The 25,901-nt window shown below is 36.6% G+C and carries 21 protein-coding genes; 14 read left to right on the top strand and 7 right to left on the bottom strand.

Annotated features, from left to right (window positions below; genetic code table 11):
- The first annotated feature begins 11 nt into the window (after nucleotides 1–11).
- The 5 genes from K5X82_17450 (at nucleotide 12) to rplT (ending at nucleotide 4,287) form a co-directional block, all read left to right on the top strand.
- Nucleotides 12–161 (top strand): hypothetical protein, encoded by a 150-nt coding sequence (locus K5X82_17450; protein ID QZT36998.1) that lies wholly within the window; start codon nucleotides 12–14, stop codon nucleotides 159–161.
- 897 nt (nucleotides 162–1,058) lie between these two features.
- On the top strand, nucleotides 1,059–3,008 hold the full coding sequence (gene thrS, locus K5X82_17455) for a threonine--tRNA ligase (protein QZT36999.1): 1,950 nt from the start codon (nucleotides 1,059–1,061) through the stop codon (nucleotides 3,006–3,008).
- Nucleotides 3,009–3,062: 54 nt separating this feature from the next.
- A complete protein-coding gene (gene infC / locus K5X82_17460) occupies nucleotides 3,063–3,614 on the top strand; it encodes a translation initiation factor IF-3 (GenBank protein ID QZT37000.1) in 552 nt (183 codons plus the stop codon).
- A gap of 26 nt (nucleotides 3,615–3,640) precedes the next feature.
- Entirely contained in the window at nucleotides 3,641–3,838 is a 198-nt protein-coding gene (rpmI, locus tag K5X82_17465) for a 50S ribosomal protein L35 (GenBank protein QZT37001.1), read from the top strand.
- Between the two features lie 104 nt (nucleotides 3,839–3,942).
- Nucleotides 3,943–4,287, top strand: a complete 345-nt coding sequence (gene rplT, locus K5X82_17470; protein QZT37002.1) for a 50S ribosomal protein L20 — start codon at nucleotides 3,943–3,945, stop codon at nucleotides 4,285–4,287.
- A gap of 85 nt (nucleotides 4,288–4,372) precedes the next feature.
- On the opposite strand, the gene K5X82_17475 is transcribed toward rplT, so the two are convergent.
- Nucleotides 4,373–5,371: a hypothetical protein gene (locus K5X82_17475; GenBank protein QZT37003.1), complete on the bottom strand. Its 999-nt coding sequence runs from the start codon at nucleotides 5,369–5,371 to the stop codon at nucleotides 4,373–4,375.
- A 390-nt stretch (nucleotides 5,372–5,761) separates the two neighbouring features.
- Here K5X82_17475 and K5X82_17480 point away from each other — a divergent pair, with 390 nt between their 5' ends.
- Genes K5X82_17480 through K5X82_17490 form a run of 3 tightly spaced genes read left to right on the top strand, consistent with a single transcriptional unit; the run spans nucleotide 5,762 to nucleotide 9,373 of the window.
- The gene (locus K5X82_17480) at nucleotides 5,762–7,408 is read left to right on the top strand and encodes a hypothetical protein (protein QZT37004.1); all 1,647 of its coding nucleotides are present in this window, start codon (nucleotides 5,762–5,764) and stop codon (nucleotides 7,406–7,408) included.
- Complete coding sequence (locus K5X82_17485; GenBank protein ID QZT37005.1) at nucleotides 7,395–8,831, top strand: DUF5723 family protein; 1,437 nt, start codon at nucleotides 7,395–7,397, stop codon at nucleotides 8,829–8,831. The genes K5X82_17480 and K5X82_17485 overlap by 14 nt, the downstream gene beginning before the upstream one ends.
- A gap of 26 nt (nucleotides 8,832–8,857) precedes the next feature.
- Entirely contained in the window at nucleotides 8,858–9,373 is a 516-nt protein-coding gene (locus tag K5X82_17490) for a GNAT family N-acetyltransferase (protein QZT37006.1), read from the top strand.
- A gap of 97 nt (nucleotides 9,374–9,470) precedes the next feature.
- Here K5X82_17490 and K5X82_17495 read toward each other — a convergent pair whose 3' ends face one another.
- The 3 genes from K5X82_17495 to mnmA form a co-directional block, all read right to left on the bottom strand.
- On the bottom strand, nucleotides 9,471–10,526 hold the full coding sequence (locus tag K5X82_17495) for a hypothetical protein (GenBank protein QZT37007.1): 1,056 nt from the start codon (nucleotides 10,524–10,526) through the stop codon (nucleotides 9,471–9,473).
- Nucleotides 10,527–10,622: 96 nt separating this feature from the next.
- Nucleotides 10,623–11,636: a hypothetical protein gene (locus K5X82_17500; GenBank protein QZT37008.1), complete on the bottom strand. Its 1,014-nt coding sequence runs from the start codon at nucleotides 11,634–11,636 to the stop codon at nucleotides 10,623–10,625.
- A gap of 122 nt (nucleotides 11,637–11,758) precedes the next feature.
- Nucleotides 11,759–12,940, bottom strand: coding sequence for a tRNA 2-thiouridine(34) synthase MnmA (mnmA, locus tag K5X82_17505; protein QZT37009.1), 1,182 nt, complete (start codon nucleotides 12,938–12,940; stop codon nucleotides 11,759–11,761).
- 211 nt (nucleotides 12,941–13,151) lie between these two features.
- Between mnmA and hydE the strand changes: the two genes are divergently transcribed.
- The 4 genes from hydE to K5X82_17525 all read left to right on the top strand — a co-directional run bounded on the left by hydE (nucleotide 13,152) and on the right by K5X82_17525 (nucleotide 17,904).
- On the top strand, nucleotides 13,152–14,216 hold the full coding sequence (gene hydE / locus K5X82_17510; protein QZT37010.1) for a [FeFe] hydrogenase H-cluster radical SAM maturase HydE: 1,065 nt from the start codon (nucleotides 13,152–13,154) through the stop codon (nucleotides 14,214–14,216).
- Nucleotides 14,217–14,303: 87 nt separating this feature from the next.
- On the top strand, nucleotides 14,304–14,879 hold the full coding sequence (locus tag K5X82_17515) for a rubrerythrin family protein (GenBank protein ID QZT37011.1): 576 nt from the start codon (nucleotides 14,304–14,306) through the stop codon (nucleotides 14,877–14,879).
- Between the two features lie 889 nt (nucleotides 14,880–15,768).
- Nucleotides 15,769–17,115: a sodium:solute symporter family protein gene (locus tag K5X82_17520; GenBank protein QZT37012.1), complete on the top strand. Its 1,347-nt coding sequence runs from the start codon at nucleotides 15,769–15,771 to the stop codon at nucleotides 17,113–17,115.
- Between the two features lie 495 nt (nucleotides 17,116–17,610).
- Nucleotides 17,611–17,904, top strand: a complete 294-nt coding sequence (locus K5X82_17525; protein ID QZT37013.1) for a hypothetical protein — start codon at nucleotides 17,611–17,613, stop codon at nucleotides 17,902–17,904.
- A gap of 298 nt (nucleotides 17,905–18,202) precedes the next feature.
- Here the strand turns inward: K5X82_17525 and K5X82_17530 are convergent, their stop codons facing one another.
- Entirely contained in the window at nucleotides 18,203–19,585 is a 1,383-nt protein-coding gene (locus K5X82_17530) for a DUF5723 family protein (GenBank protein ID QZT37014.1), read from the bottom strand.
- A 19-nt stretch (nucleotides 19,586–19,604) separates the two neighbouring features.
- Nucleotides 19,605–21,278: a hypothetical protein gene (locus K5X82_17535; GenBank protein QZT37015.1), complete on the bottom strand. Its 1,674-nt coding sequence runs from the start codon at nucleotides 21,276–21,278 to the stop codon at nucleotides 19,605–19,607.
- A gap of 71 nt (nucleotides 21,279–21,349) precedes the next feature.
- Between K5X82_17535 and K5X82_17540 the strand changes: the two genes are divergently transcribed.
- Nucleotides 21,350–22,480 carry an outer membrane protein assembly factor gene (locus tag K5X82_17540; protein ID QZT37016.1) on the top strand — a complete coding sequence of 377 codons (1,131 nt, stop codon included), beginning with the start codon at nucleotides 21,350–21,352 and terminating at the stop codon, nucleotides 22,478–22,480.
- Nucleotides 22,481–22,546: 66 nt separating this feature from the next.
- Here the strand turns inward: K5X82_17540 and K5X82_17545 are convergent, their stop codons facing one another.
- Complete coding sequence (locus tag K5X82_17545; protein ID QZT37017.1) at nucleotides 22,547–23,314, bottom strand: RNA methyltransferase; 768 nt, start codon at nucleotides 23,312–23,314, stop codon at nucleotides 22,547–22,549.
- A 190-nt stretch (nucleotides 23,315–23,504) separates the two neighbouring features.
- On the opposite strand from K5X82_17545, the gene K5X82_17550 reads away from it, so the two are divergent.
- Nucleotides 23,505–25,817: a BamA/TamA family outer membrane protein gene (locus tag K5X82_17550; protein QZT37018.1), complete on the top strand. Its 2,313-nt coding sequence runs from the start codon at nucleotides 23,505–23,507 to the stop codon at nucleotides 25,815–25,817.
- Nucleotides 25,818–25,901 lie beyond the last annotated feature (84 nt).

The following is a 25,901-nucleotide window of genomic DNA, read 5'->3' on the forward strand; positions in this document are numbered from 1 at the left end:
GTTATTTACAGATGGAAATAGAAATCTTAATTGATGGAGGTTTATGTATCCCACTCGTGCCAATGAATTGGCACAAACTAAGTCGTATTGGATGTCGGGTTGTTGTGGTGGAAGAGGAAAACACCACTAAGGCGCAAAGACACGAAGTGGATTATGCGTAGGGGAACTTATAACCAAGGGGTATCATGAATCTTTAGTTGATTCGCAAGGGGATAAGCACCACGAAGTCGTAAAGGGTTGGGCTGCAAGAGATGTGATATTGGTCTTTTTTTTCTATCACTTTGCGATGCTTCATCTTTCCCTGAAAGGGAAACCGAACATAGCCCAATGGTGAGAACCATATATTGACCGCAAGGTCAAGGTATTGGTTGGAGTCTTGGGTAATCGTGTAAAATGATAGCAGGGCTGTAAGTCCGATCCCATGACCTCATTCCATCGACGTTGGATTGCGTAGTTTGTGCCAATTCATTGGCACGCCTTTAATGCAATAGTTGTGAACGGGGTGGAGATGGAGCACCCCGATGAACGGAGTCGTTGGGTCAGGCTTTCAGCCCTTGGTATTGAGAGGGTATTGTACCCAAGGCTCATTTCTATGTAGCGCATCCGCGCTACCTATTCATTTCACCGTTGGGCTAGGTTCGGTCACCCCATTCGGGGCTTGTTTGAAATAATGGTGATTTACTTTTACGAAAAAGTAAATCACCATTTGTCAAGTTTCACAAGGTTGTTATGTCTATTTTATTAAAAATTGCCTCAGTTTAGAAGTTTATTTTACTTTAATGTTTCTTATTCTACTATTTAATGTGCTCTTATACAGGATGCGATGTGCGTAGGGGATTGTGGTGTTTTTCTACCCAAGCTTGCGCACGGAGCTAAGGTTTGGATGTTTGGTTGGTAGGGACACGATGCTCGTGATCATATTTCAGTGTGGTAATCTAGTGATTTGTTGGTGTTGAGGGGTGTTTTGGTTTTCATTGGTGATAATCTGAAAGATTATAGTCAATATTTTCTTCATAATGTGTATCTTTGTGGCCTAGTTTTAAATTATAATAATGTCAATGATTAATATAACCTTACCCGATGGCTCGGTAAAAGAATTTGAGTCAGGAGTGAACGGATTGGACATTGCCAAGTCAATTAGTAACCGACTAGCAAAAGATGTCTTGTCTGTGACAGTGAATGGAGAGATATGGGACTTAACACGTTCTATCAATTCGGATGCCTCTATAAAGCTAAATACGTGGGAAGATCGTGATGGAAAGGAAGCTTTCTGGCACTCTTCGGCTCACCTTTTGGCAGAAGCAATTGAAACCGTTTATCCTGGTACGAAATTCGGAATTGGGCCTACGATCGATAATGGGTTCTATTACGATGTTGATCTGCCAGAAGGTAAAGCCATTACTGAAAAAGATCTAGAGAAGATCGAGAAGAAGATGGTGGAATTAGCGCGTCAGAAAAACGATATCGTCCGTACAGATGTCTCTAAAAGCGATGCATTAAAACGATTTGAAGAGATTCAGGATCCATATAAGATAGAGTTAATCTCTGCTTTGGAGGATGGAACTATTACCCTATATAACCAAGGGGCTTTCACAGACCTTTGTCGTGGACCTCACCTTCCTAATACAGGATACATCAAGGCTATTAAGCTGTTGAGTGTGGCTGGTGCTTACTGGAGAGGTGATGAGAAGAATAAGATGCTTACGCGTGTCTATGGTGTCTCTTTCCCAAAAGCAAAGATGCTTACAGAGTATCTTGTTCAGTTGGAGGAGGCAAAGAAGCGTGACCACCGTAAGATTGGTAAAGAGATGGAGCTTTTTACTTTCTCACAGAAAGTAGGACAGGGACTTCCATTGTGGTTGCCAAAAGGAGCACAGTTGAGAGAGGCTTTAGAGAACTTCTTGAAGCGTGTGCAAAAACGTTTTGAATATGATCAGGTGATCACTCCTCATATTGGAGATGTGAACTTGTATAAGACTTCTGGTCACTTCCAGAAATATGGTAAGGATTCATTTCAGCCTATTACTACGCCACAGGATGGTGAGGAGTATTTGTTGAAGCCGATGAACTGTCCTCACCATTGTGAGATTTATCGCTTTAAGCCACGTTCGTATAAGGATCTTCCTGTTCGTATGGCCGAGTTTGGAACGGTTTATCGTTATGAGCAGAGTGGAGAGCTTCACGGGTTGACTCGTGTGAGAAGTTTTACACAAGATGATGCACATATCTTCTGTCGTCCTGATCAGTTGAAAGATGAGTTTTTGAAGGTGATCGATATTATCTTTATTATTTTCAAAGCGTTAGATTTTAAAGATTATACTGCTCAAATTTCATTGCGTGACCCAAGTAATACTGAAAAGTATATTGGCTCGGATGAGAATTGGGAGAAAGCAGAGAGTGCGATTATCGAAGCTTGTGAAGAGAAAGGTTTGAATACTGTTACTGAACTTGGCGAGGCAGCTTTCTATGGTCCTAAACTAGATTTCATGGTGAAGGATGCGTTGGGAAGAAGCTGGCAGTTGGGTACGATTCAGGTTGATTATAACCTTCCTGAGCGTTTCGATTTGACATATATTGGAGCGGATGATAAACCGCATCGTCCTGTGATGATCCACCGTGCCCCATTCGGTTCGATGGAGCGTTTCTGTGCTGTTTTGATTGAACATACTGCAGGGAAATTCCCACTTTGGTTGACTCCAGAGCAAGTTGTGATATTGCCGATTAGCGAAAAATATAATGATTACGCGAAAAAAGTTTCAAATTATCTAAATATTTCCGATATTCGCAGCATTGTAGACGATAGAAATGAGAAGATTGGACGTAAAATTCGTGATAATGAGTTGAAGCGTATCCCGTATCTTCTAATTGTAGGAGAGCAAGAGGCAGAGAATAACACTGTTTCTGTTCGACGCCAAGGAGAGGGCGACCAAGGTTCAAAAACTTTGGAGGAGTTTGCATCATTCATTACGAGTGAGGTGAGAGCTCAACTTGGATCTATTTATGAATAAGAATGTGAGATATTTTACAAAACTTAAAGTAGGGAGGATTTAGCCATAGCTGGAATGAGACCACGCGGAAGACGGTTCCAAGAAAGGGAAACGAAACCCGCTAACCGAATTAACCAACATATACGTGTACCACAGGTACGACTAGTTGGCGATAACATTGAAAACCCAGGTGTTTATAGTACTAATGAGGCTATTAAAATGGCCGAAGCACTTGAATTGGACTTGGTAGAGATTTCACCAAAAGCCGATCCGCCTGTTTGTCGTATCATCGACTATAAAAAGTTTCTTTATCAGCAGAAAAAGAAGCAGAAGGAGATGAAGGCAAAAGCGGTTAAAGTGGTAGTGAAAGAGATCCGCTTTGGTCCTAATACGGATGACCATGATTATAACTTTAAATTAAAGCATGCTGAAAAGTTCCTTAACGAAGGAGCAAAAGTGAAGGCATATGTTTTCTTTAAAGGTCGTACGATTCTGTTTAAGGAAAAAGGAGAGATCCTACTTCTAAGATTTGCTCAAGATTTGGAAGAGATCGGAAAAGTAGATCAACTACCAAAGCTTGAAGGTAAACGTATGATCATGTTTATTTCACCGAAGAAGAAGAAATAATAACTAATTCAAAAGAGGTCAGAATCATGCCTAAGATGAAAACGAATTCCAGTGCAAAGAAGCGTTTTAAGCTTACTGGATCAGGAAAAATTAAAAGAAAACATGCTTATAAGAGTCATATCTTGACTAAAAAAAGCAAGAAGCGTAAGAGAAATCTTACTTACTTCGGTACTGTATGTAAAGCTGATGAAAACAACATCAAGTTGTTGCTTTGCATGAAGTAATCTTTTAATAGATTTTTATAATAGTAGAAAACTTGAGTTGCTTAGCTCGTTAAAAGTGTCATTCCATATGGGTTGAACGCTAAGTGGCTCCAAAAAATTAAATTATGCCTAGATCGGTAAATCACGTAGCATCACGCGCACGTAGAAAAAAGCTTCTTAAAGAGACCAGAGGTTATTGGGGAGCTAGAAAAAATGTTTGGACGGTAGCAAAGAATACTTTTGAAAAAGGTTTATGCTATGCTTACCGCGATAGAAAGAAGAAGAAATCATCATTCCGTGCATTGTGGATTCAGCGTATCAATGCTGCAGCACGTATGGAAGGTCTTTCTTATTCACAACTTATTTGTCTTCTTAAGGCAAACAACATCGAGATCAACCGTAAGGTTCTTGCAGATCTAGCGATGAATCACCCAGCTGCTTTTACAGCTATCGTGAATAAAGTAAAATAAGTACTTCTTGATTAGGTGATGTAAACACTACATATAAAAAGGCTAACATTTATGTTAGCCTTTTTTTATTTGGTTGGTGTAGGTGTTAGAAACCTAGGCGGTAATTTAGTCCTACAAGTACAAATTTTATTTCGTCAGCCATACCAAACTCTCCTCTAAGTCCCCAGTGTCTATTGAATTCATATTGACCACCGAATTGGAAAGATATATTTTGTGTTGGCTCTTTCTGAATGTTATAGTCGATATCTCCTGTAAGTATTTTTCCATCTCCTACCTCTATTCCTGTACCTTGCTCAATTAATGCATAGACACCATTAATTAATGCTTTCTCTTTTACACTTAGTTCGTTGTACCAATCAAAATAGGCTTTGTCTATTCCTGGTAATGCTTCGTTTAGTTTGATTGTTCCATTATTTCCATCTGAGTCGGTGAACCCTCTAAACATAATTCCTACATAGAATGAGAGGCGTCTCTCCTTTTTTAAATCAAATACTCTACCCACTCTACCTGATGTCGTTAATACTCCAACTTGATCTGTTAGTAGCTCTGTGTGTGTCCAGCTATGGTTTATATCTGCAGATATAAAGTAGTTGTTGTATCCATAAACAAGTGTGGCTCCTAGACCATAAGCTGATGCATCGAAATCTACTTTTGAAGAGAATTCAGGGAATTGTTGTTCTCCTAGATTTGGTGCAAGGCTTACAAAGGTGCTACCAGAAACTTCTGAATATAGTCCATAGACATTTAGAACGGGAAGAATCCAGCTATCTATTCGAAGGTTCACTCCGCTGGAGGTGGCAATGGTGTTTTGAAATCCGAAGGCATCTTTGTCTAGCCAAGGAGAGAGATCTGTTCCATTTAGTGCCATACTGAAATCTGTGATACCAAGATACATTTCATTATACACATAGTTTATCCCAATACCGATAGGAAGAGGAAGATCATTGTTCTTTTCAAATGCTTTATCTCCCCATATGGGAAGGAGGTAAGGGTATTTGTCTTCTGTTGTTCGACTATCTTCTTTTGCGGATAGAAGCAATGGACTGGTTAGGATAATTGTTAGAAATAATAATCTTTTTTTCATCTGTGTATTTTTAAAGTTGCATCTCATTGGATGCAAAATCGGTACCATTTAATGGGAGTACTACTTCAATAAAGTTTAAGGATAATCAATGATTGTTGTGGTAATACAAATAATGTTTTTCGTGGTTTAATGAGGTGTTATATCTATAAATGATATTAACAATGCTCTATTTATGTTTTGTGGTTTTGTCGTGTTTGGATTGTTCCATCCAGATATCCCCATTTGGGGGAGAATAGATGTTTTGTGTGGTTCTAGTTATCGTTGTTTCTGTTGGAAACTTATGGGTGGATTAATAATGTTATTTGTTTTTATTGGTTAATGAGTTATAAGATAATTAAATAACATAATCTATTATATTTGTGGCTCAGTATTAATTTTATGTAATATAAGATGAAGCAACTATCAACAACAATGTCTAAATTATGTGTTGCCATATTTCTGTTTGCGTCCCTGTGGGGCTGTGGCATTCAGGATTATAAGTTTGATAACCTTGAGGTGAAGAAGACGGAAGCAAAGTTAGCCGCTCCTCTTGCTAAGGGGTCTTTTAAAGTCTGGGATCTTATTGGAAATATCTCAAAAGACTATCTAGTAAAAGATAGTTCTGGAGAGATTAAGTTTGTTTACAGACAAAATGATGTTATTCAATATAAGCTTAATGATTATTTCCAATTTCCATCTTCTATACCTATCGGAGGAGACCAATTGGATATTCCAGCAATGGATCTTTCGATTCTTAGTTTAATAGGAACGATTCCTCCTATCGAATATACCAATTCACATACGGTTAATATTTCTGAAACGACGAATACGGAATTGAATGTCTATAGTGTGAAAGTGGCAAGTGGAAAATTAGCTATCACTGTAGATAATAGAAGTGCATTGAGTGGGGTAAACCTTGAGATACGTTTGAATAATTGTACTTATCCAGATAAGGTTGGAGCGGGAGTATTGACTTTTCGTGTGCCTTTAGAAACGGGATCAAATATATATTCTGTAGATCTGTCAGGGGCTCTATTTGATTTTGCCGCTAATGGGGATAACCCAGAAATGTCAGTAACTTATCGAATTGAATTTCCTTCTACTGTGAAAGGTAAGGTTGCGAAATCGACTATTGACTTCTCGATGTCGATGAATAACCTTCAGTTTGACTATTTTAAAGGGAATATTGGACACCAAACGATTGATATTCCAACTACGGATGTGGAGATCAATATGCCGATGTTGGATAAGCTAGGAGAGGGGATCCAATTTGCTGCACCTGTTTTCCAGTTGGAGACGAAATGTGGTTTTATTATTCCAACTATCATGACTCCTGAGATAAGTGGGGAGAATAATGATGGAACGAAGTTAGACTTGACGGTTCCTGTAATGAGTGTAACCTGTCCAAGTGTGTCGAATTATAATGATGTGGCAAATGGTGTTTATCGATTGGATAAAAAGAACACTAATTTGGTGGAATTTTTCTCCTTGCCTCCTTCGAAAAAGGTGTCTATTGGAGGAAGTGTGAAAGTGAATTACGCTTCTGATGGAACTGCTTTAACGACTACAAGTACTTCTCCAAATTTAATTACCCCAACAAGTTCGTTTAGTGCAGATCTATTGATGGAGGTGCCATTGTCGTTTTCAGCAAAGAATATCTCATTTACGGATACGATAGAGGTCTCTTTGGGTGATATCTCGTTTGTTCATGATACCCATCTCTATATTAGCTATGAGAATAGAATTCCTTTGGAGTTAGATCTTGAATTACAACCCGTTCATTTGGAGAAGAAACAACTGGTTGGAACACCAATAAAGATGAATATCTTAAAGTCTCCTAAAGTAGATAATTCGGGTCTTCCGGTATCTGTATTAAAAGGGGTCGAGAAGATTGGGTTGACGGCAAGTGATATAGAGAATATACAGAATTCGGATGCATTGATTTTAAATGTGAAAGCCAATACCCCAGATAATAAGGTGGTGAAATTAAATGCCGATGATTTTATTAACCTTCGAATTGCAGCCTCTGCAAATGTCGTATATAATGAAAATAACTAGTTTTATGCACTCTATATATAAGTTTTTATTAGTTACTGTATTGGGATTTAGTTCTTTACAGTTGTTGGCACAGAAGAGTGTGCTTTATAATGTTTCACCTTCTGTATCTATGGAGATCAATCCAGCACATAATGTGAAGAATAGGCCATCCTATTTTACACTTCCAGTGTTGAATTACCAGGAGATCCGAGTGAATGCTGGAGGCCTTTCATATGATGATATTTTTCAGCAATCTGTGACATCTACAGGTACTTCAGTCGTGCTTGATTACAATAGACTTTTCTCTAATTTGAGTAAAGATAATGCCTTTAACCTTGGTGTTGAATTGGGAATTTTAGGGCTAGGTATTGCGAATGGGAAGGACTATTATAGTTTTTCTGTGAAAGAGAAGATTGTTGGTCAGATGCAGTATAGTAATGATGTTCTTGGTTTGATGATCAATGGTGTTGCTATAGAGACTGCCCCTAATGGAACTATGAAGTATAGAGATGCTTCAACTGGTAGTCTTTTTATGGATATGATGCATTATCGCGAATATGCTTTGGGGTATGATAGGTCTATTAATGATCGCTTTAGTTTTGGTGTTCGTTTGAAACTGCTTTTTGGTATGTCGGCTATATCAACCAATGGGATGAGAATTGATGTAAAATCAACGAATTTGGATGCGATGGAATTGTCTGCTTACGGAAAGGCAAACATCTCTGCTCCTGTGTCATTTGATGTCACCACAGATGAGAATGGGATTCCCAATATCAAGAATTATAATACCAATTTAAGTGCATCCTATCTGACAGAGATGGGTAACTTCGGTGTGGCATTAGATCTTGGTATGGAGTTTAGACCTTCAGATAAATGGGCTGTGGGATTGAGTATTACTGATTTAGGTTCGATCAAATATAAAAAGAATTTGAAGCAAGTTTACACGGATAGCCATTATCGATATGAAGGAATTGATGTTTCAAGTAGTATCAATAAAGATCATGCAAACTATGTCTCTTTTTCTGATGCCGTTGATGAGTTGGTTGAACATGCAAAAAGTCGAGTGAAGCTGCATGAGAAAGCAGAATCATTTTCTCAAACACTACCGCTTCAGGTTTACATGAATGGTGCTTATACTCCTGTAAAGTGGTTTGAAGCATCTATGATGTTGCGTCATCGTACTTTTCAAGGTTATATTGATAATGGATTGTATGTTGGTACTAAATTTCATAGCCGATGGATTGATTTTGCGGCACAATATGCTTGGAATAGTGCGAGCCGTTCAGGACTTGGATTGGGATTAAATCTAAAGTTAGGTGTGGTTCATTTATATACTGCAGTAGATAATATTTTGCCTTTAATGGGTACGGGTTATTCTATCCATAGTTCATATCGAATGGGATTGAATTTTGTTTTGGATAGAAAGAAATCTCGAGTATATTAGTGTCTTAAATCAAAATACATCTTTGTATGGAAAAAATAAACGTATTGGTAAGAAGAGCCACCTTAGATGATTTAGATGCCATTGCAATAATTGTGAAGGCTGCTGTGGCTTATATGAACTCAAAAGGGAATTTCCAATGGAGTGAGGATTATCCTTCCAAAGATGTTTTTGTTAAAGATATTGAGAACGGTGAATTGTGGGTTGCTGAACTAGACAATGCTGTCGCTGGTGTTGCTGCAATCAATAAGGATCATACTCCCGAATATGATACACTCGTTTGGAATCATAGTGGAGCCTATTGGGGAATACATCGTATTGCGATATCGGAAGCATACAAAGGAAGGCGTATTGCAGAGTCGCTTTTTCTGAAGGCTGAAAGTCTTTCTAAGGCATCTGGTGACTCGTATATGCGTATTGATACAAATATATTAAATAAGCCTGCACAGCGTCTGTTTGAACGTCTAGGATATGGGTATTGTGGTCAGGTCTATTTTGCAAAGACTGAAACTGCTTTTGTCTGTTACGATAAGATCCTGGAGTAGTTAGAAGGTTATTATATCTTCATTAAAGAGGATATAGATAAAATAAAAGCGGCAGTTCTTATGAACTGCCGCTTTGTATATTGTAGATAGTGGTGTTTTAGTTTTTCTTTCCGAAAATATCGAATCCGAAACGAATACCTACCATCAATCGTAAAGAACTTAGATCTTTAGGTTCATTTGGTCTAGTATCGATTGTTTCAAGTTTATCGTAAGTTGCTACCGCATGGATATTAAAATCTTTACCTTCGAATGGGTAATAGTTTAAGAATCCTTCGATTGTGTAACCTTCAACATCTTGATGGTATTCTGATTTTTTTGTAATGTTAGACACCCCATTGTCATCTCTGTTATTGTAGATGTATTTTACACCTGGCTGGAAATGTTTTCCTTCATACTTTAACTGGATAGGAATCGAGTAGTAAGTGTCATCATTAGATGCCGATGTTCCTTTTAGATCACTAATGTATATAAAATCAGTATCTAGTTTAATAGATCCAAAATTCCATCTGGCACCGATTTCAGAAATATACCCCATGTTGCCACTTTCCATATCTGTTGCTACGTTCATCATTGGAATAATAAAACCATTTCCAATATTACCGTACCAGTAGATGTTGTAGTATAAATCGTTCTGACCTTTTACTTCAGAACCATTTACTACTTGAAATCCAATTTGTTGGTTGTTGACGTTGTAGGCAATGTTTATACCTGTTTTCCATGCTGGAGCAATACAGTTGGCTCCTGAATAGGTGTAGACATCGTTAGGATCGTAGTACTGTTCATATGAGCCAATATTAAACCACTGTTTACCGACAGTAATTTTCCAAACATTACGCTCATAAGAGATACCTAACTTTTCAATCTGTTTTCCAAGACCATCAGTTGGAGCATCGTTGTATCTCTTAAACTGTTGTCTGTAAAAGAAATGGAGTCCTTTGTAAAGATCGATGTCTGTTTGGAAGACCATTTTAGAAGTCTGAAATCCTTGGGTATTGATATCCTCACCATTCAATTTTCCATCGGTGTTTTGGTAATCAATACGTCCATCCAGTTTCAATGTGATTCTGTCAAATGGAATCTTAAAGTTGTCTTGTGCCGTGGATATCCCCCCCCACAACAACGCAATTGTCATTAGTAGTTTTCTTACTTTCATTCTTAATAGTTAAATATAGATATAACAAGAACTGCTCAAATAGATGATATTCTTTCTAAAGTGAGCAGTCCTTGTCCTCGTTTTTACGCTTTATGATTAAAAGCCAAAACGGTAGTTCATACCAAATAGTATAAACTTAAGCTCGTCTGCAATTCCAAATTCTCCCCTCAATGCCCAATGTTTATTGAACTCAAATTGTCCTCCAAACTGTATGGACATTGTTTGTACAAGATCTTTTTTGATGAAATAACCAACATCACCTGTTAAGATCTCTCCATTCCCTAGGCTTATTTCTTGTCCCGTTTTGTCGTATACGGCCTTTTCCATTGAGTCGTATACTTTATCTAAAGTGCGTTGCTGTAAAGGGGTAAGACCGTCATACCAGTTTGTGTATGCTTCATCTATCCCAGGCAATGCTTCGTTAAATTTAATACTACCAGAATTCCCTTCTGCTTTGGTGAAATTTCTATACATCATTCCAACGTAGAAAGCCAACCTTCTGTCTTTTTTCATGTTAAATGCCCTACCCAAACGAGCAGAACTAGTTAACACTCCAACTTGTTTTGTCAAAAGTTCTGTTTCAGTCCAACTATGGTTGATGTCCCAAGAGATGAAATAGTTCTTGTAGCCATAGACCAATGTTGCTCCTAATCCATAAGCCGATGCGTCAAAATCGACATCAGAACCAAACTCGGGGAATTGGATTCCTCCTAGATTTGGTGCCAACTTTACAGATGTGGATCCTGATACTTGAGAAAACAAACCGTATACATTTAGAAATGGTAGAATCCATCCGTCTAAACGAAAATTAATACCATTAGATGTTGCTACTGTTTGTTGAAATCCTAAGGTCTCCTTGTTTAACCAAGGAGACATATCCACACCATTAATTGACATTCCAAATTCTGAAATGTCAAGATACATCTCATTATACACGTAGTTTACACCAATACCAAAAGGTAGTTGAAGTTTATATCCACGTTCGTAAGCTTTATCTCCCCATATTGGAAGTTTATAAGGATATTTATCTTCTTGAGGTTTTATTTCTTGTCCCGCAAGTTGAAAATATCCAAACGTTGATAGTAGTAGGCAAATAATAATTTTTTTCATGAACGTTTATATTAAATTGAGTTTCACTTAAGTTGATACAAAGAGCTTTTAGTCCTTTGTGTTATGAACAAAATTCAATATAAAGAGTTCAAAAAAATGTTATTGATAAGCTACACTATCTGTTATTTAATAGTTCCTGAACCAATTAATTCATTGTTGACGTACCATGCAGCAAATTGTCCTGCAGTGATACCGCGTTGAGGGTTTTCAAATAGAACATAGACTCCATCCTCTTCAATATACATTGTTGCTTTCTCGAGAGGTTGACGATACCGAATTCTAAAATCCATCTCTTTTTGTTGACCAATTTCTAGTTTCATGTCAGGACGTATCCAATGCATGTCCGTATGTTCGATAAACAATCCTTGACGGTAAAGCCCTGCATGTTTTTTACCTTCACCAACATAGACGATATTACGCTTTACATCAGTACCAATAATAAACAATGGTTCTTTGTACCCACCAATGTTTAATCCTTTTCTTTGGCCAATAGTATAAAAATGAGCCCCATTATGTTCCCCAACAACTTTTCCATTCCATGGTTTGTATGGATATGCAAAACAGTGTTTCGAATAGTGATCCTTATCAAGAGGGAAGTCACGTTTCTTTGCTGTAAAGTCGTTTGGTATTTCAATGACATTGCCTTTTTTAGGCTCTAGTTTTTGTTGAAGAAATGTTGGAAGATCTACTTTCCCAACAAAGCATATCCCTTGAGAGTCCTTACGCTCTGCAGTAATAAGCTTTGCTTCACGAGCAATCTCTCTTACCTTAGGCTTTTCTAGATGGCCTATCGGGAATAAAGTTTTATTTAGTTGATCTTGAGAAAGTTGACATAAGAAATAGCTTTGGTCCTTATTTTGATCTTCTCCAGCAATAAGTTGGGAGTACTCTTTGCCATCAATAGTGATGGTTGATTTCTGGCAATAATGTCCCGTTGCTACATAGTCAGCTCCTAGTTCAAGTGCTTTATCCATGAACACATCAAACTTCATTTCACGATTACATAGAACATCCGGATTCGGTGTTCTACCAGCTTCGTATTCACTGAACATATAATCGATGACACGTTCTTTATAGTGTTCGGAAAGATCCACCACATGGAAAGGGATGTCAAGCTTGTTCGCAATCATAGATGCAAACTCCACATCGTCCTCCCAAGTACAACTACTTGTTAAGGTACCAACGGTATCTTTGTAATTGATCATGAATACACCAATGACATCATAACCATCTTGTTTGAGTAGATGAGCTGCTACACTTGAATCTACTCCGCCTGATAAACCTACTACAACCTTTTTCTTCATTTTATCCTCTTCAAATAGCCAACAAAAATAGTTTTTTTCAAATACAAAGTGATGATTTTTCTCTTTTAAAGAGTATAAATAGACATATTCTTGTTTTGTGTATTGTCAATGAGAGGAAATAACAGAGTATACGTCATATTTTTACCAATCTATTTTTCAATCCTATAGTAATGCTCTATTTTTGTAGCACATCTTTATAGAGACATAGATAATGGAACAGCTTCATTACGATAAGACAAGGCGTTTTTTACATGAATGCTTAACAATGAATCATGAACAGTATAATCAATTCTTACCAGAAGTGGAAGCATTGGTTCAACAGCACGTGGGAGATAAGGTCTATTTCAGAGGGTTAATAGAGTTATCTAATATCTGTGTAAAAGATTGCTATTATTGTGGCATCAGGCGAACAAATTCTACAGCCCATCGCTATCAATTGTCTTTGGATGATGTTATGTCTGCTGTGGATATATCGTATGATCAACATTATGGTTCTATTGTTATTCAAGCAGGAGAGAGGTGTGATAAGGCTTTTGTTGACTATATCTCTTCGATATTAAAAGAGATAAAACAAAAATATGACGGAAAACTAGGTGTTACATTGTCCTTGGGAGAACAATCTAAAGCAACGCTTCAAAAGTGGTTTGAATTGGGGGCTCATCGTTACCTATTAAGGATTGAAACATCTAATCGTGAACTGTATCGAAAATGGCACCCTAATAACTGTCTACATGACTATGATAAGCGTATTGAAACATTAAGAACTCTTCGAGAAGTGGGCTATCAAGTGGGTACTGGTGTTCTTATCGGAGGCCCGTCTCAAACGGTGGAGGATCTAGTCGAAGATCTCCTGTTTTTTCAGTCTATTGATGTCGATATGATTGGAATGGGACCTTTTATTTCTCACCCCAATACACCATTCTATAATAAGAATGAGACGAACGAAGATTTGAAATCACGATATACCTTGGCTTTAAGAATGATTTCAGCATTGAGGTGGTTAATGCCAAATATTAATATTGCTGCAGCGACATCTTTACAGGCTATAGATCCTATGGGGCGAGAGATGGCCGTTAAGGCTGGTGCAAATATCATCATGCCTAATGTTACTCCAAAGCAGTCTAGGGTTGATTATCAGCTCTATCCAAATAAGCCTTGTGTTGATGAAGAAGCTTGGGAGTGTAAGGGGTGTTTGGATGCTCGTTTGTCGATGGTTGATAAAAGTGTAGGCTATAATGAATGGGGTGATTCTCCTCACTTTTTTGAACGATTATAAATTAGAATCTATTACAACTAATTGCTTGGGATTCGTGTTCTTCTGATATAACTTCCCATATAATGTTTTTGAATTAAATAAAGAGTTATGAAAAGTATTAAAGGAACCGAAACAGAAAAGAACTTGTTAAAAGCATTCGCAGGTGAGTCTCAAGCTAGAACTCGATATACTTTCTTTGCAAAGCAAGCACGTAAAGATGGATATGAACAGATTGCTGCTATTTTTGATGAGACTGCTGGTAATGAAGAAGTTCATGCAAAACGTTTTTTCTCATTCCTAGAGGGTGGTGAGGTTGAGATAACTGCTGCTTATCCTGCTGGAATCATTGGCACTACAGTACAGAACCTTTACGAAGCTGCTGCTGGTGAGAATGAAGAGTGGACTGAATTATATCCAACTTTTGCAGATATTGCAGAAAAAGAGGGATTTAATACTATTGCTGCTTGTTTTAGAAATGTTGCAAAGGTTGAGGTAGAGCACGAGAAGCGTTATAGAAAGCTGATTGAGCGCCTTGAGAAAGAAGAGGTTTTTGCAAGAGAGGAAGAAACTGTTTGGGTTTGTCGTCATTGTGGTCATGTGCATATTGGTAAAAATGCTCCTAAAGCATGTCCAACTTGTCTACATCCTCAAAGTTATTTTGAACAAAAAGCATATAACTATTAATTCATACCAAATACAATATTTAGGTGATGGGTGTTTTTGCGTATGATATTGGGATAGAATATTGTTTAAGATGTCAATATTGGAAAGGTTATTTTTCCGTTTTTCATTTTGTCTAAACAGAATACATACACAATAATTAACCTGTCATTTTTGAATATATCTGGTATAGAAAGCTACTATGCTTCAATGATAAAGAAGTATTGTAAAGAAAGAAATACACTGTAACTCGATTATAGTGTATTTTTTATGCCGTGTACTGAAAAAAAGTAAGCAAGGATGATAACATCCTTGCTTTTCCACCAACAAAAATTATTTAACCTCAAATACTTGAAATGAAAGACGACCACTTCTTTATTTTCAAGTGTTACAAATATATCATTATAAAAATGCAAAGCAAAATATTAATTAACATTTATTATTTAATAGAAACAACAAGTTGAGTCGGGAGTAATAGATGTCGTGGATATCATTAGGTGATTTACTATTTTAAGGTTGTTTACTCAAGTCTCTTTATAGAAGGAGTTATATGTAAATGGTGTGACAAACTTCATCGTGATAGGTTGTTCTGATTGAATTATTGGGTATCCTCCTAAAATATGAGGAGTTGTAATTTACTATGATTTATGTATGATCGCATGAGACTTTATTTCTAATAAATGAGGTCAATGAATCTCCAAGCCTGTACTATCTTTTGTCGTATATGGGTGAATAATATAGATTAATGGAGGTGATTTGAATGCTTTGTGCCCCGAGAATGGTTATAAATTGATTGGTTTAAACATCACTTATTTAAAATTCATGCATTAAAACAGTAATCATCGATGTGATTACTATTTTATGTAGATTGTTATTATTTTTGGATAACTTATAACTTTATATTCATTGAAATATGACAATTACAATTATTGTAATAATATACTTTGCAGCTCTTTTAGTGTTGGCTTTAAAGTCAAATAAGCAGGTGAAAGATTCAAAAGATTTTATTATTGCTGGAAGAAGTGGATCCGAATTAGATATAACGGGTAGTTTACTCGCTACTGTCGTGGGCAGTTCAGCCATATTAGGAACATTGAACTTAACAGTGTCACAGGGGTGGGCAGCTATGTGGTTTTTGTTCTCAGCCTCTTTGGGTCTGTGGTTTTTGGTGCCTAAAGCAGAAGCTATATATTCTCATGATAAGTTTACCTTGCCACAACTATTTGGTCGTTTTTATGGGGAGAGTGCAAAGAAGATCTCTTCGATCATTATTCCTATTGCTTGGGTAGGAATAGTCGCGGCTCAGTTGGTTGGTGCTGCAAAAATATTAGTCACACTTCTAGGGATCGGTTATGAGTTTGCTGTTATCGTCGCAGGGGTTATTTTGATTGTGTATACCGTATTAGGAGGTCAGATTTCAATATTAAAAACCGATAAACTTCAGGCATTCTTAATATATTTTGGCATTTTTATTTTGGCTATCTCATTGTTTGTGAAGGATACAAGTGTGCCATTTTCAACGTTGTCTGAGAGTTTTCCGTTCAATCAGACCTTTAAGATCTCCGATTTGGTAATTCTATTATTAACTTACTCTACGACTTTTCTTGTCGGTCCAGATATATATAGCCGTATTTTTTCGGCATCGTCTGCTTCCATTGGGAAAAAATCGGTTCGTAATGTAGCATTGATGCTTATTCCTTTTTCGATTGCTTTATGTTATGTTGGAATGTATATCAATGGGTTAGATCTTCCAATGAATAGCAAAGGAATAAATTTCATGGAGTTTTTGAAGTTTAATACATCTACCGTGATGTTTGCGATCTGTTCATTGGCTTTGTTGAGTGCAGTGTTGTCTTCTGCAGATACTACGTTACTGTCGGCATCAATTATTCTAATGGATTTTAAAGACAGACGGAAGGATCGAATGTTGTATGTGACTAGAGTACTGGTTCTTGTCTTGGGTGTCTTCTCTGTTTTAATTGCCTTGAAAATTAGCTCTATTATATCTATTCTATTGACATCACTTTCGTTTTATTCTGGAGCATTTGTATTGCCAATGGTTATTGCTTTGTTTTCAAAAATGAAACCAAAAGGGAGTGCTAATATTGCAATGATTACCGGTGGTTTAACTGCTTTGATAGGGAAGGTTTTGGTTAATCAAGGTTGGGAATATGGAAATTTGATTATAATATTGGCATTTGTATTAAATGGCTTTTGTCTTTTCTTTGTTGGTCGGTCACATGTAGACCATACAAATTAAGTCATGTTGTAAATTCATTTCAAACATATATTTAAGGAGAAATATTAAGATGATATTTCTCCTTACTTTTGGTGTGCCATGCATGTAAATTAACTAATCGGTGCAAGTCCGTAGTGGAGGTTTGTAGAGCCAACCACCTAGCAGAAGGCAAGGGTGCTTATCGTGAGGTATAACCTGAAGGAAGCCGTATGCAAAACTCTGATCCGAGGTATACGAATCTCATTAGGCGGTATATAACTGGATAAGCTTGCCAAACAAAGTGAAGTCCGAATTCTACACGGAGTTTATACCGTAGATGTGGCGGATAGATGGAGTGAAAGTTAATTTCCTTACCATGGGAGGTCTCACAGATGGATACAGTGTATTTTTTTCCTGTCCATTCAAAAAAAGTTAACTGTGAGAAGTCAGCCGAGGTCATAGTACTGTACCCACTTTACAGGAAGGACTGAATCTTAAATTGTACATAATACAGACTGTTACCTAATGAAGGGATCAATGCAGAAAATATCGGAAGATAGCTACTTAAGTGAAGGTAGAGCGGAACTCGAGAATAACTCAAGAGCGCACACTTTCAATGGGATAACTGAAGCCATTATGGAAACGACCATTACAACAGATAATTTATTAGAACGTGTCCTAGAATCAGATAACCTAAATAAGGCTTATTTACAGGTTTATCGTAATAAAGGGAGTCATGGAGTTGATGAGATGCAAGTGGAATCCTTAAAAGATTATCTCAGACTTCATCGAAAAGTTTTAATAACAGAACTACGAAAAGGTAAGTGTTAACCCGATGGCGAATTATCATTATTTCATGCGGCATATTTGATCGGAGTTTTGAAGAGCAAAGCGTATGAATATGCTAATACGAGGAAAAAGTATTGGCGCATTTCATTTCAAAGAGTCCAATTCTACAAACGACTATAACGAATAAGAATTTGGAGAAGGCAGGCTATATTACGCTAAGTGATTATTATCAGAAAGTAAAGTCGTGATTTAGGGAGTCGCCGTATACGAGACCCGTACGTACGGTGGTGTGGGAGGTGTACTGGAAGATTAAATATCTTCCAGCCATCTACCCGATCTGTTAATCTAGAATGAAGTTTAATCCAAGACGGATAGAAGCGAAACTTCCATTTTTGGGATTACTGTATGCAATTATGTTATCTGTAGCAGCATAGAAGTGGACAATTCCTGCTTTAACTGAGAGTCCAAGACCAACTTGACTACCGGATGTGTTCGACCAAGAATAATTGGAAGTAAGTTCAAATACATTACTTCTAATCGTTCCTGAAAGCTGAACAAGTGTTTCAGAGAAATCGTTGAAGGATTCATATTTGCTTAGAAATCCTGCAGTGAACCATTTTTCTGGGGTATAACTTGAGGTGATATATATTTTTGTAGGAAGAGTCATGTTGAATTTATCGGCTTTCTTTTTAATTCTAAAAGCCTGTTCAATTTCATCCATTAATGCATCCGATTGATCTTCTAACTCTTTGTATCCTGGTTGGTTATCGTTTACACTATTTGAGATATCTACCCCTTTGAAAGAATAGTGGCTCTGTTGATAGATCTGTGTGTTGTTTTTAAAACCTATCACACCAAGATCAATCACACTTAAACCAAACAACCACTCTTCGTTGTGTTGGTACTCTATACCAATGTCTAGACCAAAGCCAAGGTTGTCAAAATTACTAAAGTAGTCTTGATCAAAATTAGTATCTAGATCCTCAATATATTCATCTCCATTACTATCTGTTGCCATTGTGAAGTCGATAGGGGCCGAAACATTAATTTGACCAGCAGTGTAGATTTCAATAGACGAGAGATCTTTGGACTGAGTTCTTAAGCTTACTCCATTCGTCTCAATTCCTGCCATGCCAAAGAGTATTTTACCTCGAATACCTATTGTGAATTTATCATTGATAATTCGATCGTACCCTAAAGCGATTTCTCTATAGTGAAGCATGTTGAGGTCAATTTCTCCCGTGTTTATATTATTGAATCGAGAAACAACTCCATTAATGTCGACTGTAGATGTCCCATTTAGAATAAGGTCGGTTACCCCATTGCCAAAGCGAATATGTCCCAAAGCTTTCTCTTTAATTTGGATACTATAGTAGTCTTTATTGTTTTTAATTCCGACACCAAGCAGTCCAATCTCCGTAAATAAGCCAATGGTATTTTTACGGTCTAATTTACGGTGTATTTTTTCAGTATCAACTACAGTTTTTCCATCTTCAGTTGAAGTGATGTCGTTGTAGTTTAATCGTCCCGTTGTAAATTGAAAGTCGGTGTAATTTAGTACTGGTAACGTGAAATATGTCGATCTGTCTCTTAGTTTGTGAGCTGGGTTGATCTCCATTGAGTTTGGCCCATATAGATCATATAGTGTTGTATTCTGACCGAATGTTTTGAGTGTGAACAACAGTAATAAGACAGCTGCCGTTCTGAAAATATTAAATCTCATAATAGATGTGTTTCGTTGGTTAGTTTTCGATAGTAGCGTTGGCGTCTACTGCCAATTCAATATTGATAGTTTGATTACCATTCAAAAAAGCTTTGTCGTCATCTTTTGTGTCAATCATTAGTTTAATGATTATTTGATCAGTAAGATTTATATTTTCAATATCAGTCTCAGTTAGCTTAAGAGTTGAGTCTCCTTTTACTATCTCAATAGGGTGTCCTGATTCATCTACTTTTGCACTTATTATTGGTGGAAATGAGATTGGAGCCCCAATATTCTGTTTTGATTGACTACTATAAGGCTGAAGTATTGCAGCGATTTCAAACGGAATTTCGTGTTCATATTTTAAAATTAGTGAGGCGTTATTGATATATTCAATTTCATCCGATAGATCAATGGTATCACTGTATGATAGATTTTGTGCCTTGAATTGGAATGGCGTTTCCATCTTAAAATTAGCAGAGAAAGCACTGTTAGGAAAGATAATATTAGGATTCTCTTTAGTTACTGAGATAACAGTACCATTAAGATCTTTATTAATTGAGACATGTCCTTCAAATGTGATCTGTCTGCTTGGAGGAAGCCCCATGAAATTCACTATATTCGAATTGTCCTTATTGACGATATAATTTCCTACTTTAAAATTTGTTGGATCTATCGAAGATCTATCAGGTGTTGGGATCATATATGAGGGGGCATTGAGATCTATTTTTGTCATATCATTATCTACTCCCTCTATTAATGGCGAGATATAACAGTCTGCCACGATATTCGTTTTTGTGGTAAGAGTTATTGTTGGGTTTGTAAATAGAATTCCTGATCCGATTTCATCTAATGCGTCTATGTCAATATCGAACACTTGTTTGTCAAAATCGATATCATGACTACCTAAATCGGTTTTGATGTATCCAAAGTCGAGATCTGTAATCGAAATTGATGTGGCAAATGAGGTTGCATCTAGTGAGCTATTAATATTTCCGTCAAACGATAATAGAAGCTCTATGGTTAATTGGTCTTTGTTTAATTCATTTTCAAAGTTTAATGTAGCATTGTTGATCGGAAGTTGATAACTGTTAGTCCCTGGGATTGCAATGATGTCAAATTCTAAAGGAGTGATAACACCTCCCGTTGATTTACTTGCATCTTTAAACCGAACTTTAAGGTTTGCATCAAGATCTAACATCGGATTGGTTATAGCTACATTTAATGAACCACTCTTTATATTGGCCTCAAAAAGTTTTAGTGTGCTATTTTCCACCGTAGATGTAATGATCGCTACCTTTTTATTTAATGCTAAAGGGGGTATCGGTATTGGTAAGCCTGTAGGGTTTGGAATAGCAGGAATATTGATATTAAAATCTCCGATAGACATTTGTTGAGGGAAGCCGTAAAGCTCCTGTAAGTTATATTCAATAACATCATTTTCAGAATAGGTAAACCATAATGTCCCGTCATCTTTTTTAATGATGTTTTCTGAATCATTACCTTCAATAAAATCCCACAAAGTAAACTTGCCATAGGCTACCGGAGCTGCCACATTTGTATTTATGTCTTTGATGTCAATGTCATCAAATTTATAATTGTCACTTGAACAGCTGAAAAATATAGCGATGAAAAGAGATGTCATTAGGGGAATGACACGGGTTGTTTTTGAGATCATAATACAGTATTTGATATGTTGGTTATTACGTTTCATCTATTTAAACAATATTAATGAGTGATATGTTTAACATACAATCGTATTTTTCTTATTTATACCATATTAGCATGAAATATATCGTATTGATACTACTGGTGGTCTCTTCTTTCTCTTTGTCTGGAATGTGTCCAAAAGATACAGTGAAGGCGAGCCATAGAGTTAGTTTTAAGGATTCATTGGACGGAGCCTTTGATGTGAGTGATTTTTTGGCAACGAAAAAAGGATTTATCGTTATTCCTGGTATTATAACTAACCCTGCAGTGGGTTATGGTGGATATGGTTCTGTTTTATTTATACATAGTTCATTTGCTGAGAGTAAAGGTTTTCCTACCATAACGGGTGTTATGGGTGGAGGTACAGAGAATGGAACATGGTTGGCTGGGGTCTATCATATGCAGTCGTGGAAAAAGGATCGTTTACGATTTACTGGTTTTGCTGGATATACTGATGTTAATCTTCGATTTTATGGAAGAGGCTTTACGGATCTTTTACAACAATATAAGGTGATGCTTAATATGCAAGCATGGGCTGTTCTTTCTGATTTATCATATAGGATATCAGATTCTCCATTCTTTGTTGGTGCTCGGTATGTCTTTGTGAATAATGATTCCAAGTTTAGCCCCTCTTTTGATCTTATAAAGGAGGATTATAAGTCCACCGTTAGTGAGTTAGGTGTTGTGTTTTCTTATGATACAAGGAATAACTTTTTTTCTCCTACAAAAGGAATAAAAGGAGAGATTAATTATCAGTACAGTGGAACATGGTTGGGAGCAGACAATAACTATTCAAGACTTTATAGTTACATGTTTGGATATATTCCGATCAATAGAAAGAATATTATCGGACTGAGAGGAGAATATGATGTGGCATTTTCAGGTGTTCCATTCTATATGGAGCCTTTTGTTACTCTGAGAGGTGTTGGGTTAATGAGATATCAAGACGAGCAAGTGTTTGAAGTGGAAACGGAATATCAATTTCCTATCTATAAGAGGTGGTCGGGTGTTGCATTTGCTGGTGTTGGAGATGCTTGGGGTACCTCTTCATCGTTTTTTGAAGATGATATTGTTGTAAGTGGTGGTTTTGGTTTTAGATATAGAATAGCAAGAAAATTTGGAATGAATATGGGTATTGATTTTGCCTGGAGTAGTGACTCTTTCGCCTTTTCAATAGTTTTCGGAAGTGCGTGGTTAAGGAATTAAATTAAAGCAATTGTTCCAAATGGAATAATTGCTTTAATTTAGAAGATCACACCTTTATATGTGAATTTATCGTCTCATAAATTCGGAGCATATGATTGATGTGGCCATTGCCACATTCAATGATTCAGAGCCTTTCTCTTGTCTAAAAGAAGGGATGGTTATTTTATTTGTGACAAGAGATTCAATAGACTCAGAAATACCTTTCCCCTCATTTCCCATTACGACAATACCTTGCTTAGGAAGTTCTTCTGAGTAGATGTTTTTTCCATCTAGGAAGGTTCCAAATATATTGATATTGTTCTGGGTCGCTTGGTCGATGATGTGGTGTAGATCATCATAGTATACTTTAACACGAGCGATAGCTCCCATTGTAGACTGTATCACCTTATTGTTATAGACGTCGACGGTATCTTTTGAACATATGATGTTATCAATTCCAAACCAATCAGCGATGCGGATAATCGTTCCTAAATTCCCAGGATCTTGGATATTATCTAATGCAATGGTGATTTTGTTATGCAGCATATCTATGGAAAACACATCTGGTTCAATGGCCATGAGTGCTATGGCATTAGAAGGGGTAGTCAAATGAGATGCTTTTTCAATAGATTTTATTGATGTCTCTACAAGTGTAATATTCTTACGCTGTGATAGATTTAATAGCTTATCATATGCTTCTGGTGCAGCGTATATTATTTTTATGGGATGATTCGCTAAAATTAGATCTTCAATTATTTTTGCTCCTTCCGCGATATAATGTTTTTCTTGCTTTCGATACTTCTTTTGAGAAAGACTTTTAATGTATTTAATTCTGTTTTTTGACAGCTCTTCCATATGCAGATAAATTTATACAAAGCTACATCTTCATTTTTTTCGTTACAAAAAATCAAACAATTATATTTCATTTGGTTGATTTTTATTTAAAACTCAATTTTATAGACTATTTTTGTAAAAACTGGTTAAAATGATATTTAAGTTAATATATTTATTGACTTAAGTGTCGATGAATTACTTTTTGAGAAATATGGTGCTAGATTTAAAACGCATATATAAATATTTACTACTGTTAGGATTTGCCTTCATAGTAGCATGTAATCCAACTAAATATGTTCCTGCGGATCAATATCTTCTAAATAAGGTGGATATAAAGTTGGACACTAAAGGGGTAGGAAAGAAAGAACTTCGTCCATATTTACGACAGGAACCCAATGTTCGTATTCTAGGTTTCTTGCGTTTTCATTTAGGACTGTACAATTTATCACCAAAGAAGAAAAAAGAGAGTTTCTGGACACGAATTGGAGAGGCTCCAGTTGTGTATAGTAGAGCTAAAACAGAGCGTAGTAGAGAAGAGATGCTAAAACATCTCCGCAATTTAGGTTATTATCATGCTTCTATTCGTGATTCTGTTACAAAGAAGAAGAATATGGTGGATGTCACCTATTTTGTGAAATTGGGGGCTCCATATTTAATTTCAAGTTTTGATGTTGAGGTTAAAGATACTACTGTTGTTGAGGTGTTGGATAAAATAGATCCAAATAAATTGGTAAAAAAAGGGGATAAATTTGATGTAAATAAGTTAGATGTCTTCCGCAAAGATATCAAGAAAGAGGCTCAAAAACAGGGGTTCTATAAGTTCGATGAAGATGAAATCTATTATACGGCAGATACATTAGGTCGAAAAACGAGTGTTGGTTTGACCATGGTTGTTCAACCCAAACGAGTATTGGTGAACGATACGATTGTGTTGGAGCCAAATAGAAAATATAAGATTAGACAATATAAGATTTTTGCTCAGTTCGACCCTAAACGACTTATATTATCGTCAGAGCCTTTGGTCTTTGATACAGTAAAGATTGATAATTATGTGTTTTTGTACGATCGTACTTTGCGAGTAAATCCAAAACTCATTATTAGAGCCAACCACATTGATGATTCAGAGTTCTATTCATCATTCAATGTCGATCGTACTTATAGTCAATTAACCCAGTTAAAGCTCTATCGTGCGATGAATATTCAGTTTATCGATACAAAAAAAGAGTCAGAAGATGGTTATCCTCTTTTAGATTGTGTGATGCAGCTAACACCTAATACAGAACAGTCATACTCATTTGAACTGGAGGGAACCAATACCTCTGGGAATTTAGGTGTGGGTTCAAACCTGGCTTATCAGCATAAGAACTTATTTACTGGTGGAGAGCGGATTGACGTGAAGTTTAGTGGTGCTATTGAGAGACAGCGTTATGGTACCCAAGATACGATTAAGTTGTTTAATACATTGGAAGGGGGAGTTGATGGTAAATTTACCATACCGAAATTCTGGTTTCCTTTTAATTCAGATAACTGGTTTAACTACTCTACGCCACAAACCCAATTTGTGATGTCCTACAACTACCAACAACGACCTGATTATACTAGAACTATTGTTCGTTCTGGTTTTGGTTATAGGTGGAAATCGAGTCAGTTCTCTTCGCACGAAGTTAACCCTTTGGATCTATATTTAGTTCGTATGTTTGCTTTGGACCCTGATTTTGTTGAGTCTATCGAAAATCTAACAATCCGAAGCTCCTATACCGATCACTCTATCTTTGCATTCTCGTATAGTTACACATACAATACGCAAAATATGAGAAAACGTTCCGACTATTGGTACTTGTTTACTAAGGTGGAGACGTCGGGGAATCTTTTGCAATTAATTAATACTTCCCTTAATAAAGAGAAGACTGATTTTGAGAGTAATCCTGTTCCACAATATACTTTTTTTGATACCCCATATGCGCAATATTTTAAGTTTAATGTGGATTTGAGAAGAGGTCAAGTGATTGATAAATACAATACTTTGGTCTTTAGAAGTTATTTGGGAATTGCTGTTCCATATGGCAACTCGGTACAGGTTCCTTTTGAGCGTAAATATTATGCTGGAGGTGCAAATGATATAAGAGGATGGGGTGCACGAACATTAGGGCCTGGCTCATATAAAGCGAACCCAACAGACTATCCAAATCAGGTCGGAGACATTAAAATAGAGGCTAATGTTGAATATCGTTTCAATATGATTGGAGTATTAGAAGGGGCTTTGTTCTTTGATGCGGGTAATATTTGGTCTATAGATGACAACCGTGTAGGGGCAGAGTTTGACTTTAAACGTTTTTATAAGGAGTTTGCAGTGAGTACAGGAGTCGGAGCAAGACTTAATTTTGACTATGCCATTATTCGTGGTGATTTAGGTATTAAATTACGTGATCCGTCAGAGCCAGAAGGGCAAAGATGGATTCCTACCAATAGAAAATTTAAAAGTACAGATTTTGTCTTCTCGATAGCTATCGGATATCCATTCTAGTCAAGTGATTTTTCTGCTCTATAACATGTGAATTCGTTTTTTATTTGTACATTTGCCTGTCGACTGATTTAAATCATTATAAGG

Source organism: Prolixibacteraceae bacterium (assembly GCA_019856515.1).
Lineage (GTDB): Bacteria > Bacteroidota > Bacteroidia > Bacteroidales > Prolixibacteraceae > Halosquirtibacter > Halosquirtibacter xylanolyticus.